The organism is Pantoea sp. MBD-2R (assembly GCF_039134845.1).
Taxonomy (GTDB): Bacteria; Pseudomonadota; Gammaproteobacteria; order Enterobacterales; family Enterobacteriaceae; genus Erwinia.
The window spans coordinates 1,286,421-1,303,361 of sequence record NZ_CP152417.1; the positions used below are offsets into that span (position 1 = coordinate 1,286,421).

Consider the following 16,941-nt stretch of genomic DNA (forward strand, 5'->3'; position numbering starts at 1 on the left):
CTGCTGAAGGCAGAAAATGTGACAGAATTGTAAATTTAACGCCATTCTTCCCGCAATAATATTAACGTGTCCAATAACCCTGCTGCGCCGCTTCGCACCCGTGCACTCATTACGATATCCAGCGGACGGCAGGGATAGAAAGCTGCCGGGCAAAATGTTCAATCAGTAATGGCTGAATGTCTGCCAGCGTGGTGCCTGCTTTCAGATCGGAAACCTGAGTCATTTCCAGGCCCGCATAGCCGCAAGGATTGATGCGGTGAAAAGGGGAGAGGTCCATATCAACGTTCAACGCCAGTCCATGGAAAGAGCAGCCGTTGCGGATACGTAATCCCAATGAGCAGATTTTCTTGCCGCTGACGTAAACGCCAGGCGCATCAGGTCTGGCTGCCGCTTCAATATCAAAATGCGCCAATGTCTCAACCACCGTCTGCTCGATAGCCGTAACCAGCTGGCGAACGCCGGTTTTCCTGCGTTTAAGGTTGAGCAACACGTACATAACTTGCTGGCCTGGACCGTGGTAAGTCACCTGACCGCCGCGGTCGCTCTGCATAACCGGGATATCCCCTGGACCAAGCAGATGCTCAGCTTTACCGGCCTGACCTTGAGTGAATACCGGCAGATGCTCGACCAGCCAGATTTCATCGGGGGTATCTTCGTCGCGCTGATTGGTAAAGTCGTGCATTGCCTGAGAGACAGGCGCCCATGGCTGTAGGCCAAGCTGGCGAATAAGCAGAGTTTCGTGCGGCAAAATGGCGGTCCGGTGAAGGAGTCAGACGGTCAGTATAACGCTGACAGAGGACGACAACCAGTCGCCTCCTGTCAGGCATGGCGCTTACAGCACCATGCGAACGATTTCGATTTTACCCAGCTCGTCGTACAGCGTTTCTACCTGCTCAATGTGCGTCGCCGTGATGGTAATAGAAACCGAGTGGTAGTTGCCTTTGCTGCTCGGTTTTACGTCCGGAGAGTAGTCACCCGGCGCGTGGCGCTGAACAACTTCAACCACTTGATCCACCAGCTCTGGCTGTGCCAGACCCATTACTTTATAAGTAAAGGGAGTTGGAAATTCGAGTAGTTCTTTAAGATTGGTTTTCATAAGGGCTCCGGTAACGCCAAAACAAAGACTCCCGCGTACGCGGGAGCCTACAGATAATCTCAATATGGGGTGCATTAACGCCGAAATCAAGAGGCCAATACAACCTGTTTCAAGGCATATTGCCGCTGATGGCGTCAGGGTTTAGCCAAACCAGTGATGGAACATCAGCTTAATATAATCCACGATGCGGCCAAAGAATCCACCTTCAGGCATTTCATTCAGCACCACCAGCGGATGTTGCTCAATAGTTTTGCCGTCCAGCTGGAAGTTGATGGTACCCACCACCTGGTTTTTAGCCAGCGGTGCATGCAGTTCGGTATTGGACAGCGTGTAGCTTGCTTTCAGATCCTTCATGCGGCCACGAGGAATGGTCAGATAAACATCTTTTTCCACGCCGAGCTGAACGCGATCGCTGTTACCAAACCAAACCGGCTCGGAAGCAAACTCTTTTCCTGCTTTCAGCGGCGCCACGGTTTCAAAGAAACGGAAGCCCCAGGTCAGGAGCTTCTTGCTCTCAACTTCACGACCTTTAAAGGTACGTCCGCCCATCACTGCTGAGATCAGGCGCATCTGGCCTTCCGTTGCAGAAGCGACAATATTATAGCCAGCCGCTTCGGTATGACCGGTTTTGATGCCGTCAACTTGTAAGCTGGTGTCCCACAGCAGGCCGTTGCGGTTGGTCTGGCGGATATTGTTAAAGGTAAAATCTTTCTCTTTATAAACTGCGTATTCATCCGGCACATCACGAATCAGTGCCTGACCGATCAACGCCATATCGCGTGCGGAGCTGTATTGTCCGTCAGCATCCAGGCCATGAACCGTCTGGAAGTGGGTGTTTTGCAGGCCAATCGCTTTAACGTAGTTGTTCATCAGGCCAACAAACGCATCCTGACTTCCCGCCACATAATCCGCCATCGCCACGCATGCATCATTACCCGATTGCAGCACGATACCACGGGTCAGCTGTGAAACCGGCACGCGGTCGCCCGGCTTCAGGAACATCAGTGAAGAGCCTTTGAACACCGGGTTTCCGGTTGCCCAGGCATCTTTACCCACGGTGACAACGTCTTCCTGATGAATTTTACCTGCTTTTACCGCCTGACCGATGACGTAGCTGGTCATCATTTTAGTCAGGCTGGCCGGATCGCGGCGCGCATCGGCATTTTTCTCTGCTAATACTTTGCCCGAGTTGTAGTCGATCAGGACATAGGCTTCAGCATCAATATCCGGAACGCCTGGGATCATTGTTTTAATATTTACGTCTTCAGCGTGAGCGAAGCTGGTCAGGCTGAGGGCAATCAGCGAGCCTGCCGTGAGGCGTTTAAGCAGTGGGAAAGAGGTGAGATTGTTCATGTAGGACTACAACATCCGTGGCTAAGTTAAAAAAAGTGACTCACTATAGCAAAAGCGGTTCTGCCCGGCATCCGTCTTTACCTGAGTGACAGACAAGTCATTGCAGATAAAAGACAAATGCCGGGACAGCATCACATTTTGCCTGGTGCGACGGTAATAAAGGACGTCAGGCTGGCTTCGCTGGAAAGCCGCTGCTGCAACGCGCTGGCCTGCTGACGCGAACTGAAATGACCCAGCTGGACGCGGTAAACATTTCCCCGACTGTCTACTTTACCGGGTACGCCAAACTGCTTGCTTAATGAATTCATTAGCTGATGAGCGCGGCTGGCATCGCTCAGGGCACCGACCTGCACAACATATCCTGTACCGGAAGCCGTTGCTACGTCGGATGCGACTGGCGCCGCGGCGGCAGCCGGCGCGGACATCGCCGCAGGGGCTGGCTCAGGTGCGGTAACCGGAGCCGGTTCGTTGCCTTCCAGAATGCCGTTGCGTAATGGCTGCGGTGCACCGAGGAAACCGCTGCTACGTACGGGCGCACCCATATTGTCATCACTATTCAGGCTGCTGTTATCAACCGGGCGGGATTCAGATTCCTGCGGCGAACTCATTGTCGGCTGTGCCGAAGTTTGATCCGCGCCAGCGCCCATCACGACCATACCGCCAGCAATGTCCGGGCGCGCCGGTAAGGCATAGCTCTGTTTCGCAACCGTGGTGCCTATTGTTCCCGGTCCCGACAGGGAACCGTCGGGTGCGACGTTGATAAAGTCCACTTTTACGCGGGTATTATTGGAAATATTCAGACGATCGCCTGCCGCTTTTGACAGGCTGATGATACGGCCAGGCTGAGCAGGGCCACGATCGTTAACGCGTACAACCAGCTGACGTCCATTTGCCAGGTTAGTAACCCGCACATAAGAAGGCAATGGTAAAGTCGGATGACCCGCGGTCAATGCTTCAGGATCGTATTGCTCGCCGGTGGCGGTACGACTGCCGTTGGCCGTTTCGCTGTACCAGCTCGCCAGCCCCGTTTCGCTAAAGTTCGATGCATCTTTCATGACACGATAATTTTTGCCGTTGGCGCGATAATCCTGATTTGCGCCAGGATTAAGGGGTTCATAGCGAGGTTCCACGCCGCCGATTTCAACAACAGGCCCGTTATAGGCGGGCTGTTGCTGAGTCACGGGTGCCTGCTGTTGTTCAGTAGTATTGCAGGCTGCCAGCATCGCTGTAGCCAGGCCAATCCAGAGCCAATCCTTACGCATGTATAAGCCTCTTATACGCTTTTCGACAACAGTTTACGGTGGGTATGGATCGACATAATAATGCCAAATCCGGCCATCAAAACAATCAGTGCGGAACCGCCATAACTCACCAGCGGCAACGGCACGCCTACCACCGGCAATATACCGCTGACCATGCCAATATTCACGAACACATAGACAAAGAAAATCAGCATCAGACCCCCGGCCATCACCCGGCCAAAGGTTGTCTGTGCCCGCGCCGCCATCAGCAGGCCGCGCATAATCACCAGCACGTACAGGACCAGCAGCACCAGTACGCCAACTAACCCTAACTCTTCCGCTAAAACCGCAAAGATAAAGTCAGTGTGGCGTTCGGGTAAAAACTCCAGCTGCGACTGTGTACCGTGCAACCAGCCTTTTCCGCGCAGGCCACCTGAGCCGATAGCGATTTTTGACTGAATAATGTGATATCCGGCACCCAGCGGATCGCTTTCCGGATCCAGTAGCATCATGACACGGTCGCGCTGGTAATCATGCATCAGAAAGAACCACAGTACCGGAATAAACGCGGCGACCAGTAGCACAGCCACAAGGATCAGTTTCCAGCTCATACCGGAAAGAAACAGCACAAACAGGCCGGACGCCGCAATCAAAATAGCGGTTCCCAGGTCAGGCTGAGCCGCAACCAGCAGCGTTGGCATAAAGATCAGCACCAGCGCAATGGCGGTATTTTTTAGCGTCGGCGGACAGACATCACGGTTAATAAAGCGAGCCACCATTAGCGGCACGGCGATTTTGGCGATCTCCGAGGGTTGAAAGCGCACCACGCCAAGATCCAGCCAGCGCTGAGCGCCTTTACTGATATGGCCGAATGCATCTACCGCAATCAGTAATACCACGCAAAGGATATAGAGATAGGGCGCCCATCCTTCGTAAACTCTCGGCGGGATTTGCGCCATTACCAGCATCATGACAATGCCCATCGCAATCTGGCCGAGTTTGCGCTCCATCATCCCAGGGTCCTGACCGCTGGCGCTCCAAATAACCAGCGCGCTGTAGACCAGCAGGGCAGAAATCAGAATAAAGAATGTTGGATCGACATGAATTCGGGTCCAGATCGTACGCTTCTGATGACGGTCGTTCATGGTTATTCACCTTCATAGCCAGACGGCACCGGGGCGGCATCTGGCAGGTTTGTATTGTTATCCCCGAGCATAATGTGATCGAGGATCTGACGCATAATGGTGCCGACAGCCGGACCTGCGCCGCCGTTTTCCAGAATCATGGTTACGGCTACGCGAGGCTTGTCGTAAGGGGCAAAAGCGGTCATTAATTTATGGTCTCGCAGCAGCTCGGACACCTTATGGGCGTTATAGGTTTCGTTGGCTTTCAGGCCAAACACCTGAGCCGTACCTGATTTTGCCGCAATTTTATAGGGGGCATCATCGAAGCTTTTGCGGGCAGTGCCGTTTGGCCTGTTCGCAACGCCATACATTCCGTCTTTGGCAATTTCCCAGTTACCCGAGTGAATATCGGCCACCGGCGGTACCTCCGGCGCACGCCAGGGCACTTTCACGTTGTTTTCTGCGCTCGCCATCATCAGATGCGGCGTTTTAACAATACCGTCGTTAATCAGGATCATCATCGCTTTATTCATCTGCACCGGCGTAGCAGTCCAGTAACCCTGACCGATGCCGACAGGGATGGTATCACCCTGATACCAGGGTTTTTTAAAGCGCTTCATCTTCCATTCGCGAGTTGGCATGTTGCCCGGCGTTTCTTCAGTCAGGTCGATGCCGGAAAGATGACCATAGCCAAACTTGCTCATCCATTCAGAGAGGCGATCGATGCCCATATCGTAAGCAACCTGGTAGAAGAAGGTATCTGCCGACTCCTCCAGTGATTTAGTCACGTTCAGACGACCATGGCCCCAATGTTTCCAGTCGCGAAAACGTTTTTCTGAACCTGGCAGCTGCCACCAGCCGGGGTCGAACAGGCTGGTATTGCGGTTGATCACGCCAGCCGAGAGTGCAGATACGGCAATATAAGGTTTGACCGTTGATGCCGGTGGATAGGCACCCTGAGTGGTGCGATTGATTAGCGGACGATTGGGGTCCTGCAACAGCATGTTGTAATCTTTACTGCTGATGCCGTCGACAAACAGGTTTGGGTCATAGCTGGGCATGGAGACCAGCGCCAGAACCTCTCCGCTGCGCGGATCGGTGACCACGACGGCGGCACGGCTGCCTGCCAGCAACGTTTCGATATACTGCTGCAATTTCAGATCGATGGTCAGCCAGATATCCTGTCCGGCCTGCGGCGGCTGCTCATGCAGCTGGCGAATTACGCGGCCACGGTTATTAACTTCAACCTCTTCATAGCCGGTTTTGCCATGCAATAAGTCTTCGTAATAACGTTCAATGCCCAGCTTGCCGATATCATGAGTGGCGGCGTAGTTTGGCCATTTTCCGGCTTTATCCAGTCTGTCGACATCACGATCGTTAATTTTAGAGACGTAACCCAGCACATGGGTCAGGGCAGAATTGTAGGGATAGTAACGGCGCTGATAGCCTTTCACTTCCACGCCGGGAAAAGCGTATTGATTAACCGCAAAGCGGGCAACCTGCACATCGTTCAGGCCGGTTTTGACCGGAATCGAGGTAAAGCGGCGGGAGCGTTTTCGTTCTTTTTCGAAGGCGACCAGATCTTCGTCGGTGAGATCGACAATTGGCCGCAGCGCCAGCAGCGTTTTTTCAAGGTCATCGACTTTTTCCGGAACTAATTCAATCTGATAAATGGTTCGGTTCAGCGCAAGGGGAATGCCATTACGATCGAAAATAATGCCGCGGCTGGGTGCAACAGGCACCAGCTTAATGCGGTTTTCATTTGAGCGGGTACTGTAATCGTTGTAGCGAATAATTTGCAGGTGGTACAGATTGACCACCAGGATACCGGAAAGCAGTAAAATGCCTAAAAAAGCGATCATCGCGCGGCGAACGAACAGCGTTTGCTCGGCGGTATAGTCACGAAAGGAGTTACGTTGTAATTTCATCCGCTGCTTAAGTGTATCCGTTTGAGCTTATTCGCGATGATAGGGGTGATTGGCGGTAATGCTCCAGGCACGATACAAACTCTCTGCCACCAGCACGCGAACCAGCGGATGGGGCAGGGTAAGTTTGGAGAGCGACCAGCTTTGCTCCGCCGCCGCTTTGCAGGCGGGAGAAAGGCCTTCTGGTCCACCAATCAGCAGGCTGACATCGCGACCATCCTGTTTCCAGCGTTCAAGCTGAGAGGCCAGCTGCGGGGTTTCCCACGGCTGACCCGGAATATCCAGCGTGACAATACGATTGCCCTTGCCAACGGCTGCCAGCATCATTTCGCCTTCTTTATCAAGGATACGTTTGATGTCGGCATTTTTACCGCGTTTGCCAGCCGGAACTTCAGTCAGTTCAAACGGCATATCTTTAGGAAAGCGGCGCAGATATTCCAGAAATCCGGTTTGCACCCAATCCGGCATTTTGGTGCCGACGGCGACCAGCTGCAACTTCACCGGTTAACTCCAGAGTTTTTCGAGTTCGTAGAGCTTACGGCTCTCTTCCTGCATAACGTGCACAATGACATCGCCGAGATCGACCACGACCCAATCTGCCGTTGCTTTACCATCCACGCCCAGCGGCTTAAGGCCTGCGGCACGGGATTCCTGCACCACGTGATCTGCAATAGACGCAACGTGACGGGTTGAAGTACCGGTGCAGATGATCATGCAGTCGGTGATACTGGATTTGCCCTGAACGTTAACAGAAACAATATCCTGGCCTTTCAGATCGTCAATCTTATCAATGACGAAGTCTTGGAGTGCTTGACCTTGCAAAAGGTTCCCCTTTGAGTAAATGAGTTATCGCGTCATTATCCCATGACGGCGTTTGAGATTCACGACCATTTAACTATTCTGTGAGTCGTCTTCCCGGCTTTCTGTGTATCAATGCTGAATTTGCATCAAGGAAAAACCTGGCAGCGGAGAATAACAGCCCTGGCCTGAGTGTCAATGGCCGTCACGCTTATCCTGACAGAGTTTTACATGGTGCGGCTAAAGGCGGCTATCCCGGGTAAAGTCGTCATAAAAGGGGATAAGCGACCGCGCGATATCGATGTTAAAAAACGGAATAAAAGTAAAATCGGGTGGGTTAATCAGAGCCGCGGCAATAACCGTAACGGCTGATTAATGAAAGGAACGTCCGATTTTATCTGGCGGAGAATAATTATCCGCGACGCTGATAAAGTCCCTGTTGGTTAATCCAGCTAATAACCGAAGCGGGCAGCAAATCGTCACAGGAAAGGCCCGCGTGAAAGCGTTGACGGATTTCCGTTGCGGAAATGGGCAGCAAGGCCGTATCGGCAAGAAAAACCGAACCGGCAGGCTGCTGATGCAGACGATCGATATCCTGAGTCTGATGGTCTTCCAGCCATTGTTGCAGGGCGGGCGTTTCCATTTTTGTGGCATAGCCTGGCCGTTTACAGACCAGAAGATGGCAATAATTCAGCAGCTCCTGCCAGCGGTGCCATTTGTGCAGCGTTAGCAAGGAATCCTGCCCGATAATAAAGCCCAGCGGCTGGTGTTCACCGCGCTCGGCCCGCACTTTAGCAAGTGTTTCAATGGTGTAAGAGGGCGTTTGGCGGGCCATTTCGCGGCAATCAACATTGAACAGCGGACGATCGGCAATGGCCAGCGACAACATTTTTACCCGCTGCTCAGAAGATGCTTCTGGCTGAGGGCGGTGCGGCGGCACATTATTAGGCAATAAGGTAATTTGCTGCAGTCCCAGCTGAGTGGCCAGCATTTCCACGGGACGCAAATGGCCGAAATGCACCGGATCAAAGGTGCCGCCAAACAGGGCCTGGAATGTTAGTGGCTCAGACATTGCAGAAACTCTCAGGGAAAGATCTACTGCATAGCAGCAGCGATAATGTTTCCAGTTCCGACCACACGGACTGCCCGTAGTCTTGTTTAAGGGTCAGCTCTATGCGGGTCAACAGATGAATGGCCTGCGTCAGCTGAGTGGCCGACAGACGCTGTAGCGCATCACTAAATAGCGGACGTCGGTTTTGCCAGATGCGGTGCTGGTCAAACAGCGTTCGCAACGGGGTTGTTGCCATCTGGCGCTGTAACGTTAACAGCATCATCAGCTCTCGTTGCACCGTTCGCAACAGGATAACCGGCTCGTTATCTTCAGCCTGCATTTGCTTCAGAATATGCTGTGCCCGTTTGCTTTTACCTGCCAGCAATGCATCCACCCAATGGAAAGGTGTAAAATGCGCAGCATCAAAAACCGCTTGTTCTACTCTGGGCAGCGTCAGTTTGCCGTCAGGCCACAGCAGTGAAAGACGTTCCAGCGCCTGTGACAGAGCCAGCAAGTTGCCTTCATAGCAATAACAAAGCAGCTGAATCGCCGCATCGTCGACAGCCAGTTTCATACTTTTGGCGCGGGTCGCTACCCAGCGTGGCAGCTGTGCCTGCTCAGGAGTTTGACAAGGAACCACAACGGCATGAGCGCTGAGCGCTTTAAACCAGGCGCTGTTTTCCTGCGCTTTGGTCAGTTTACTGGCACGCAGCATCAACAAGATATCGGCATGCAGTAGGGTAGAGAGGGTCAGCAACTGTTCAGCAATGGCTGCATTCGGCCCATTTTCAGGCAGGGTGAGCAGTAGCGTCTGACGACTGGCAAACAGGCTGAGTGCCTGGCAGGTAGAAAAGATAGCGTCCCAGTCCGTATGGGCATCAATCACTACGCTGAAATGCTCGGTAAAGCCCTGCTGTTGGGCGCTCGACCGAATAGCATCCTGCGACTCCTGCAAAAGTAGCGGCTCGTTGCCGGTCAGAATGTAGCAGGCGCGCAGCCCCTCATGGAGCTGCGCACCAAGCTGTTCAGGATAGATCCTGATCATTTGGCGTAAGAAGTATCAGGCAGAGTGTTGCGAGGCGAAGTTTGGTCGATAGCCGGTGGTGAAGCATCCAGCGTATTGATCGAACTGTCGTTCTCTGCCGCATGGACAGTCAGCAGCTTGCGCACCAGCTGTTGTGCTGCCTGAGTACGCATTTCACTGATAATAATATCCTGCTCAGAGTCCTTCGCCAGTGCGGCCAGCGGGTTATCGAAGAAGGAACGATAAACGGTTGCGCTAATCGGGTAGATACCTTTATTCGGGATCAGAACCTGAGCGGAAACGGTCATCATCAGTGAATATTCTGCTGTTTTACCGTCCTGGAAAATTGACGCGGTATCACGACCCTGGCTTTCGGTGCCGAGGCGCAGCGACGGCACGTCTTTACGAATGCCCGGCTTGTCGAGAATGGTTACGTTATTCAGTCGTAGCTGTTCACGAACAGCGCGAGCCAGCGGTCCGTAAGGATCGCCCGTATCCACAATCATTGTTTTCATTTCGGGTGGGACCGAAGTCGTCCCACGCAGATGATAGCCACAGCCGGCGGTGATCAACACCGCCAGGCCAGCGACCAGAGACATTATCAGATGTCGCACAATTCCTCCTGACATTAACCCACAACCAGGTTAAGCAGCTTGCCCTGAACGTAAATCACTTTACGGATAGTGACGCCATCAAGATATTTGGCGACCAGATGTTCCTGCGCGGCCCGGGCCTGTACCTGTTCCTGCGTAGCATCAGCGGGAACGGTGATTTTGCCGCGAACCTTACCGTTAACCTGCACCACGACCAGCAGAGAATCTTCCACCATTGCCGCATCGTCAGCCTCCGGCCACGGCGCATTGTCTACGTCGCCAGCACCGTTTAACGCTTCCCACAGGGTGAAGCAGGCATGCGGTGTGAACGGATAAAGCATGCGGACAACAGCCAGCAGCGCTTCGTTCATCAGTGCACGGTCCTGTTCACTTTCCTGCGGTGCGCGAGCCAGCTTGTTCATCAGTTCCATAATGGCCGCGATAGCGGTATTAAAGGTCTGACGACGGCCGATGTCATCGGAAACTTTAGCAATGGTTTTATGCAGATCGCGACGCAGCGATTTCTGATCGTCGTTCAGGCTGGCCACGTCGAGCGCTACGGTCGCGCCTTTTTCGCTGTGCTCAAATACCAGTTTCCAGACGCGTTTCAGGAAGCGGTTAGCGCCTTCCACGCCAGACTCCTGCCATTCCAGCGTCATGTCAGCCGGAGAAGCAAACATCATAAACAGGCGTACGGTATCCGCGCCGTAGCGTTCAACCATCACCTGTGGATCGATGCCGTTGTTTTTCGACTTCGACATTTTGCTCATGCCGGCGTAAACCAGTTCATGCCCGGCTTTATCAGTGGCTTTGGTAATGCGGCCTTTCTCGTCGCGCTCAACCGTAACATCAACCGGTGAAACCCAGTTACGCTCGCCGTTAACGCCCAGATAGTAGAAGGCGTCAGCCAGCACCATGCCCTGGCACAGCAGACGCTTAGCCGGTTCATCAGAGTTCACCAGGCCTGCGTCACGCAGCAGCTTGTGGAAGAAGCGGAAGTAGAGCAGGTGCATAATGGCGTGTTCGATACCGCCAACATACTGATCCACCGGCAGCCAGTAATTAGCCGCAGCCGGATCCAGCATGCCTTTATCGTAGTCCGGGCAGGTATAGCGCGCGTAATACCATGAAGACTCCATAAAGGTGTCAAAGGTGTCGGTTTCACGCAGCGCCGGCTGGCCGTTAACAGTGGTTTTTGCCCACTCAGCATCGGCTTTAATTGGGCTGGTAATACCATCCATCACCACATCTTCCGGCAGAATGACCGGCAGCTGATCTTCTGGCGTTGGCATTACGGTACCGTCTTCCAACGTGACCATAGGAATTGGCGCACCCCAGTAACGCTGACGGGAAACACCCCAGTCGCGCAGGCGATAGTTCACTTTACGTTCGCCAACACCTTTATCAGCCAGTGCCTGAGCGATGGCGTTGAAGCCCGCTTCATGATCCAGACCGTTGAACTCACCGGAGTTGAACAGGCTGCCTTTTTCGGTCATCGCCGCAGCGCTCACGTCGGGTTCGCTGCCGTCAAGGTTCAGCACGACAGGTTTGATCGCCAGATCGTATTTAGTCGCAAACTCCCAGTCACGCTGGTCGTGAGCCGGAACGGCCATTACAGCGCCGGTGCCGTATTCCATCAGCACAAAGTTAGCAACCCACACCGGCACTTTATCGCCAGTCAGCGGATGGATAGCAAACAGGCCGGTAGCCATGCCTTTCTTTTCCATCGTCGCCATCTCGGCTTCGGCCACTTTGGTGTTGCGGCATTCCGCGATAAAATCAGCCAGTGCCGGATTGTTTACCGAAGCCTGCGTTGCCAGCGGATGTCCGGCAGCAACGGCCACGTAGGTTGCACCCATAAAGGTGTCCGGACGGGTAGTGTAAACGGTCAGTTTCTCTTCGCTGGCATCAACATCAAAGGTGATTTCCACACCTTCAGAGCGGCCAATCCAGTTACGCTGCATGGTTTTAACCTGCTCAGGCCAGCTCTCCAGCGTGTCCAGATCGTTAAGCAGCTCATCGGCGTAGTCGGTGATTTTAACAAACCACTGAGGGATCTCTTTACGCTCAACTTTGCTGTCACAACGCCAGCAGCAGCCATCAATAACCTGTTCATTGGCCAGCACGGTCTGGTCGTTCGGGCACCAGTTCACCGCCGAGGTTTTTTTATAAACCAGGCCTTTTTCGTACAGTTTGGTGAAGAACCACTGTTCCCAGCGATAGTATTCGGGCTGGCAGGTAGCCAGTTCACGGTTCCAGTCATAGCCAAAGCCCAGCAGTTTCAGCTGGTTTTTCATGTAGGCGATGTTGTCGTAAGTCCACGGCGCGGGTGCCGTATTGTTTTTGACCGCAGCACCTTCAGCAGGCAGGCCAAAAGCATCCCAGCCGATGGGCTGCAGCACGTTTTTGCCCAGCATGCGCTGGTAGCGGGAAATGACATCACCAATGGTGTAATTACGAACATGGCCCATATGTAGGCGGCCAGAAGGATAGGGCAGCATGGAGAGGCAGTAATACTTCTCTTTACCTTCCTCTTCGGTCACTTTAAACGTTTGCTTCTCATCCCAATGCTGTTGAACACGGGATTCTATCTCTTCCGGGCGATATTGCTCTTGCATGGCAGCCAGTGGTCCTTTGTAAATAGCGCCTGCTACCTGAAGTAGCGCTGGGCTTTTGTTCATTTTGTTCGTTCAGATCCGCATAGCATAGCTGATTCGCCCCCGGCGCAACAACAGTAACCGCCCTGACAAGCGGCATTTCTCTGCAAGCTGGAAGACAGCGTGCAAAATTCAGCGCTGCCGTCACGCAATAATTTGTTAAGCGCTAAACTGATTGCAGCATATGTCGGCAGAAACAGGAGAAAAAATGAACAAGGTGGCTCAGTATTATCGGGAACTGGTTTCCTCTCTGACCGAGAGAATAAATAAAGGCGAGCATGATATTGATGCACTGGTTGAAAGCGCCCGTCAGCGAATGAATAACCGTGGCGAACTTACCCGCGATCAGATTGATGATGTAACCCGCGCTGTGCGTCGCGATCTGGAAGAGTTTGCCCGCAGCTATACGGAAAATCAGGATGAACCCAGCGACAGCGTATTTATGCGGGTCATTCGGGAAAGTATCTGGAAGGAACTGGCGGATATTACCGATAAGAGCCAGCTTGAATGGCGCGAGGTGTTTCAGGATTTGAATCATCACGGCGTCTATCAGAGCGGTGAAGTGGTGGGATTAGGCAATCTGGTCTGTGAACAATGCAATTTTACGCGCGCCATTTACACGCCCGAAACGCTTACGCGTTGCCCAAAGTGCGGCAACGACCAGTTTCAGCGTCAACCGTTCGAGCCCTAGCGTGCCTGAATCATTAAGGCTAAAACGGGTGACAGCATAAGAAACACGGGCCGATTATAACGATGTAAAAGAGATTACGTTACAGCCTGACTCGCGCCGTCCGTGGCGCGAGAATCTTTCTTAACGTGCCTGCGTTGCCTGTATTTTGAATTTTTGCGCCGCTTTTGGCCTTAATGCAGGATTTTAGCGAGAAAATCTTTTGCCCGATCGGACTGGGGATTGTTGAAAAAAGCATCCTTCGGAGAATCTTCCACAATCTTACCTTCATCCATAAAAATGACCCGGTTCGCCACTTTGCGGGCAAATCCCATCTCGTGCGTCACGACCATCATAGTCATGCCTTCATTAGCCAGCTCAACCATAACGTCCAGCACTTCATTAATCATCTCCGGATCGAGGGCTGAGGTAGGCTCATCAAACAGCATAGCAATCGGGTCCATACAAAGCGCACGAGCGATAGCCACGCGCTGCTGCTGACCACCAGAAAGCTGGCCGGGATGCTTATTGGCATGCGCTGAAAGGCCCACGCGCTCCAGGAGTTTTAATCCTTTCTGTCGCGCCTGTTCCTTATTACGCTTGAGGACTTTGACCTGTGCCAGCGTCAGGTTTTCGATAATGGTGAGATGCGGAAACAGTTCGAAATGTTGAAAAACCATGCCGACTTTTGCCCGCAGCTGGGCCAGATTAGTGCGTTTGTCGTTGACTGGCGTGCCGTTTACTTCAATCAGGCCTTCCTGGATCGGTTCCAGGCCATTGACCGTTTTGATTAGCGTGGACTTACCGGAACCCGATGGCCCGCACACAACCACCACTTCGCCTTTTTTCACTTCTGTTGAGCAGTCGGTCAGCACCTGAAAGTGACCATACCACTTTGAAACGTTTTTCAGGGTAATCATTTAAACAGTCCTTTTTCTTTTTAAATAGCTGACCAACAGCGAGGCGCTAAGGCTGATAACAAAATAGACAGCTCCGGCAAACAGCACCATTTCGATTTCGGTACCGTTATTAATGCCGATAGTGTCAGCCGTGCGGAAGAAGTCAGCAAGGCTGAGCACGTAAACCAGCGAGGTGTCCTGGAACAGGACGATGCCCTGTGTGAGCAGCAGAGGCACCATGGCGCGGAACGCCTGCGGCAGAATAATAAGCTGCATAGCCTGCCACTGCGTCATGCCCAGCGCCAGCGCGGCATTGCCCTGACCACGCGCAATACTGATGATCCCGGCACGAATAATTTCCGAATAGTAAGCGGCTTCGAACAGCGAAAACGCCACCATAGCGGAAATCAGGCGAATATCCGTTTTCGGTGAGAGGCCAAGCACCTGCTGGAGAAAACTGGGCACAACCAGATAGAACCACAGCAGCACCATCACTAAAGGAACCGAACGGAACAGGTTAACGTAAAGTTTGGCGAACCAGCTGATGGGCTTAAAGCTCGACAGGCGCATTACTGCCAGTAGCGTGCCCCAGATAATGCCAAAAACCACCGCGGTAACGGTAATCTTCAGCGTGATAATCATGCCGTTAACCAGGTAAGGCAGGTTTGGAGCAATTGTGCTCCAGTCAAATTCATACATTATTTGCCTCCCATGCCGCCAGGCAGACGGACTTTACGTTCTACCAGACTCATCAACAGCATCACTACGATGTTAATGCCGATATAGGCCAGCGTAATGGCGGTGAAGGATTCATAGGCATGCGCCGAGTAATCCAGCAGTTTTCCTGCCTGCGCGGCCATGTCGACCAGGCCGATCGTTGAAGCGATAGCGGAGTTTTTGACCAGGTTGAGCATTTCAGAGGTCATTGGCGGCACGATGACCCGATAGGCATTCGGCAGCAATACGTAGCGGTAAGTTTGCGGTAGCGTCAAGCCCATTGCCAGACCTGCATTTTTCTGCCCGCTCGGTAAAGACTGGATGGCTGCCCGAACCTGTTCGCAGACGCGAGCCGCGGTAAACAGCCCCAGGCACAGTACCGAGCAGGTAAAGAACTGAATATTGGGATCCAGTTCTGATTTAAACCACATGCCAATATTTTCCGGCAGCAGTTCAGGGATCACCAGATACCAGATAAAGAATTGCACAATCAGTGGAATATTACGGAACAGTTCCACGTAGCAGGTGCCAATAGCGACCAGCAGACGGTTAGGTGTGGTACGCAAAATACCAAACAGCGAACCGACAAAAAAGGCGATAATCCAGGCGCAGACCGAGACGGCGATAGTGACCTGAAAACCAGACCACAGCCATCCCAGATAGGTGGTATTACCGAACGGGGCCTGTTGCAGGAAAATTCCCCAGTTCCAATCGATTGACATTTTCAACTCCGGTAGAAAAAAGGGCAGCGACGCTACCCTGAAGATTGATGAGAGGTTTCAACAATCAGAGGGCAGCGACGGCCGCCCTTATTTTCTTTATTAGTTCAGTACGTTGTCGTTTGGTGCCTTGAAGGTCGCCTTCATGTCGTCCGACAGGGCGAAGTTCATATTCAGGTTCTTCGGCGGAATTGGCTGGCTGAACCATTTGCCGAACCATTTTTCCGCTTCCCCAGAGGTTTGTGCTTTAGCGATGGTGTCATCCATCAGCTGCTTGAAGCCGGTATCCCCTTTGCGCAGCATGCAGCCATAAGCTTCTTTTGACTGTGGCGTGCCGACAATTTCCCAGTTATCCGGTTTTTTAGCTTTAGCACGCTCTCCAGCCAGCAAGGCATCATCCATCATAAAGGCAACGGCGCGGCCGCTTTCGAGCGTACGGAAGGAGTCACCGTGGTCTTTCGCGCTAATAATGCGCATCTCCATTTTCTTTTCGTCATTCAGCTTGTTCAGTAAAATTTCGGAAGTGGTGCCAGAAGTGACGACCACGGTTTTGCCTTTCAGATCCGGGAAGTCTTTAATCGGGCTCCCTTTCTTCACCAGCAGGCGGGTGCCGATGACGAAAATCGTATCGGAAAACGCCGCCTGTTTTTGGCGCTCTGCGTTATTGGTCGTTGAGCCACATTCAAAATCGTAGGTGCCGTTTTGCAGTAAAGGAATGCGGTTCTGAGAGGTGATCGGCAGCATTTTTACCTGCAAATCTGGCTTATTCAGTTTTGCTTTGATCGCGGCAACGATGGCATCGGAATAGGCCTGAGAGTAGCCAACAACTTTTTGCTGATTATCGTAGTAAGAAAAAGGGACCGAAGATTCACGGTGACCCACAACAATGACGCCATTTTTGGCAATTTTATCCAACGTGGTAGTTTGCGGTGCCTCTTCTGCATGGGCAATCGCGGAGGCAAGGCCCAGTGCCAGGCACAGCCCCAGTTTCCGTAATTTCATCTCCAACTCCTTCGTTGTAAGGCGCCATAATAGTGCGCCGAGTGTGGTGTAGTGTTTATGGTCAAACGCGTTATT

At 52.7% G+C, this 16,941-nt stretch carries 17 protein-coding genes; 1 reads left to right on the forward strand and 16 read right to left on the reverse strand.

Annotation, left to right across the window (positions count from 1 at the left end; genetic code table 11):
* Nucleotides 1–109: 109 nt before the first annotated feature.
* The 12 genes from lipB to leuS form a co-directional block, all read right to left on the reverse strand.
* Nucleotides 110–748, reverse strand: coding sequence for a lipoyl(octanoyl) transferase LipB (gene lipB / locus AAGQ96_RS05920; RefSeq protein ID WP_147196206.1), 639 nt, complete (start codon nucleotides 746–748; stop codon nucleotides 110–112).
* 84 nt (nucleotides 749–832) lie between these two features.
* A complete protein-coding gene (ybeD, locus tag AAGQ96_RS05925; RefSeq protein WP_013201269.1) occupies nucleotides 833–1,096 on the reverse strand; it encodes a DUF493 family protein YbeD in 264 nt (87 codons plus the stop codon).
* Between the two features lie 141 nt (nucleotides 1,097–1,237).
* Nucleotides 1,238–2,449, reverse strand: a complete 1,212-nt coding sequence (gene dacA / locus AAGQ96_RS05930; RefSeq protein ID WP_342755063.1) for a D-alanyl-D-alanine carboxypeptidase DacA — start codon at nucleotides 2,447–2,449, stop codon at nucleotides 1,238–1,240.
* Nucleotides 2,450–2,580: 131 nt separating this feature from the next.
* Nucleotides 2,581–3,711 carry an endolytic peptidoglycan transglycosylase RlpA gene (gene rlpA, locus AAGQ96_RS05935; RefSeq protein WP_342755064.1) on the reverse strand — a complete coding sequence of 377 codons (1,131 nt, stop codon included), beginning with the start codon at nucleotides 3,709–3,711 and terminating at the stop codon, nucleotides 2,581–2,583.
* 11 nt (nucleotides 3,712–3,722) lie between these two features.
* Nucleotides 3,723–4,835, reverse strand: coding sequence for a peptidoglycan glycosyltransferase MrdB (gene mrdB / locus AAGQ96_RS05940; protein WP_147196213.1), 1,113 nt, complete (start codon nucleotides 4,833–4,835; stop codon nucleotides 3,723–3,725).
* A 2-nt stretch (nucleotides 4,836–4,837) separates the two neighbouring features.
* Nucleotides 4,838–6,742, reverse strand: a complete 1,905-nt coding sequence (gene mrdA, locus AAGQ96_RS05945; protein WP_147196215.1) for a peptidoglycan DD-transpeptidase MrdA — start codon at nucleotides 6,740–6,742, stop codon at nucleotides 4,838–4,840.
* Between the two features lie 27 nt (nucleotides 6,743–6,769).
* Nucleotides 6,770–7,240, reverse strand: coding sequence for a 23S rRNA (pseudouridine(1915)-N(3))-methyltransferase RlmH (gene rlmH / locus AAGQ96_RS05950; protein WP_147196217.1), 471 nt, complete (start codon nucleotides 7,238–7,240; stop codon nucleotides 6,770–6,772).
* Nucleotides 7,241–7,243: 3 nt separating this feature from the next.
* The gene (rsfS, locus tag AAGQ96_RS05955) at nucleotides 7,244–7,561 is read right to left on the reverse strand and encodes a ribosome silencing factor (protein ID WP_147196219.1); all 318 of its coding nucleotides are present in this window, start codon (nucleotides 7,559–7,561) and stop codon (nucleotides 7,244–7,246) included.
* Between the two features lie 388 nt (nucleotides 7,562–7,949).
* A complete protein-coding gene (gene nadD / locus AAGQ96_RS05960; protein WP_342755065.1) occupies nucleotides 7,950–8,609 on the reverse strand; it encodes a nicotinate-nucleotide adenylyltransferase in 660 nt (219 codons plus the stop codon).
* Nucleotides 8,602–9,633, reverse strand: coding sequence for a DNA polymerase III subunit delta (gene holA, locus AAGQ96_RS05965; protein ID WP_342755066.1), 1,032 nt, complete (start codon nucleotides 9,631–9,633; stop codon nucleotides 8,602–8,604). The genes nadD and holA overlap by 8 nt, the downstream gene beginning before the upstream one ends.
* The gene (lptE, locus tag AAGQ96_RS05970; protein WP_342755067.1) at nucleotides 9,630–10,226 is read right to left on the reverse strand and encodes an LPS assembly lipoprotein LptE; all 597 of its coding nucleotides are present in this window, start codon (nucleotides 10,224–10,226) and stop codon (nucleotides 9,630–9,632) included. The genes holA and lptE overlap by 4 nt, the downstream gene beginning before the upstream one ends.
* Nucleotides 10,227–10,240: 14 nt before the next feature.
* Nucleotides 10,241–12,823 carry a leucine--tRNA ligase gene (gene leuS / locus AAGQ96_RS05975; protein ID WP_342755530.1) on the reverse strand — a complete coding sequence of 861 codons (2,583 nt, stop codon included), beginning with the start codon at nucleotides 12,821–12,823 and terminating at the stop codon, nucleotides 10,241–10,243.
* A gap of 247 nt (nucleotides 12,824–13,070) precedes the next feature.
* Here leuS and AAGQ96_RS05980 point away from each other — a divergent pair, with 247 nt between their 5' ends.
* On the forward strand, nucleotides 13,071–13,553 hold the full coding sequence (locus tag AAGQ96_RS05980; RefSeq protein ID WP_147196228.1) for a zinc ribbon-containing protein: 483 nt from the start codon (nucleotides 13,071–13,073) through the stop codon (nucleotides 13,551–13,553).
* 170 nt (nucleotides 13,554–13,723) lie between these two features.
* Here AAGQ96_RS05980 and AAGQ96_RS05985 read toward each other — a convergent pair whose 3' ends face one another.
* From AAGQ96_RS05985 to AAGQ96_RS06000, 4 genes are all read right to left on the reverse strand, one after another.
* Nucleotides 13,724–14,449 (reverse strand): amino acid ABC transporter ATP-binding protein, encoded by a 726-nt coding sequence (locus AAGQ96_RS05985; protein ID WP_147196230.1) that lies wholly within the window; start codon nucleotides 14,447–14,449, stop codon nucleotides 13,724–13,726.
* Nucleotides 14,450–15,127 (reverse strand): glutamate/aspartate ABC transporter permease GltK, encoded by a 678-nt coding sequence (gltK, locus tag AAGQ96_RS05990; protein ID WP_147196232.1) that lies wholly within the window; start codon nucleotides 15,125–15,127, stop codon nucleotides 14,450–14,452.
* Nucleotides 15,127–15,867: an amino acid ABC transporter permease gene (locus tag AAGQ96_RS05995; protein WP_147196234.1), complete on the reverse strand. Its 741-nt coding sequence runs from the start codon at nucleotides 15,865–15,867 to the stop codon at nucleotides 15,127–15,129. The genes gltK and AAGQ96_RS05995 overlap by 1 nt, the downstream gene beginning before the upstream one ends.
* 99 nt (nucleotides 15,868–15,966) lie before the next feature.
* A complete protein-coding gene (locus tag AAGQ96_RS06000) occupies nucleotides 15,967–16,866 on the reverse strand; it encodes a glutamate/aspartate ABC transporter substrate-binding protein (RefSeq protein ID WP_147196236.1) in 900 nt (299 codons plus the stop codon).
* Nucleotides 16,867–16,941: the final 75 nt, after the last annotated feature.

What these genes read in the sequence shown, in the direction of transcription:
- ybeD (WP_013201269.1), bottom strand. Translation starts at nt 1,096, where the DNA reads ATGAAAACCAATCTTAAAGAACTACTCGAATTTCCAACTCCCTTTACT.
- dacA (WP_342755063.1), bottom strand. Translation starts at nt 2,449, where the DNA reads ATGAACAATCTCACCTCTTTCCCACTGCTTAAACGCCTCACGGCAGGC.
- rlpA (WP_342755064.1), bottom strand. Translation starts at nt 3,711, where the DNA reads ATGCGTAAGGATTGGCTCTGGATTGGCCTGGCTACAGCGATGCTGGCA.
- mrdB (WP_147196213.1), bottom strand. Translation starts at nt 4,835, where the DNA reads ATGAACGACCGTCATCAGAAGCGTACGATCTGGACCCGAATTCATGTC.
- mrdA (WP_147196215.1), bottom strand. Translation starts at nt 6,742, where the DNA reads ATGAAATTACAACGTAACTCCTTTCGTGACTATACCGCCGAGCAAACG.
- nadD (WP_342755065.1), bottom strand. Translation starts at nt 8,609, where the DNA reads ATGTCTGAGCCACTAACATTCCAGGCCCTGTTTGGCGGCACCTTTGAT.
- holA (WP_342755066.1), bottom strand. Translation starts at nt 9,633, where the DNA reads ATGATCAGGATCTATCCTGAACAGCTTGGTGCGCAGCTCCATGAGGGG.
- leuS (WP_342755530.1), bottom strand. Translation starts at nt 12,823, where the DNA reads ATGCAAGAGCAATATCGCCCGGAAGAGATAGAATCCCGTGTTCAACAG.
- AAGQ96_RS05980 (WP_147196228.1), top strand. Translation starts at nt 13,071, where the DNA reads ATGAACAAGGTGGCTCAGTATTATCGGGAACTGGTTTCCTCTCTGACC.
- AAGQ96_RS05985 (WP_147196230.1), bottom strand. Translation starts at nt 14,449, where the DNA reads ATGATTACCCTGAAAAACGTTTCAAAGTGGTATGGTCACTTTCAGGTG.
- gltK (WP_147196232.1), bottom strand. Translation starts at nt 15,127, where the DNA reads ATGTATGAATTTGACTGGAGCACAATTGCTCCAAACCTGCCTTACCTG.
- AAGQ96_RS05995 (WP_147196234.1), bottom strand. Translation starts at nt 15,867, where the DNA reads ATGTCAATCGATTGGAACTGGGGAATTTTCCTGCAACAGGCCCCGTTC.
- AAGQ96_RS06000 (WP_147196236.1), bottom strand. Translation starts at nt 16,866, where the DNA reads ATGAAATTACGGAAACTGGGGCTGTGCCTGGCACTGGGCCTTGCCTCC.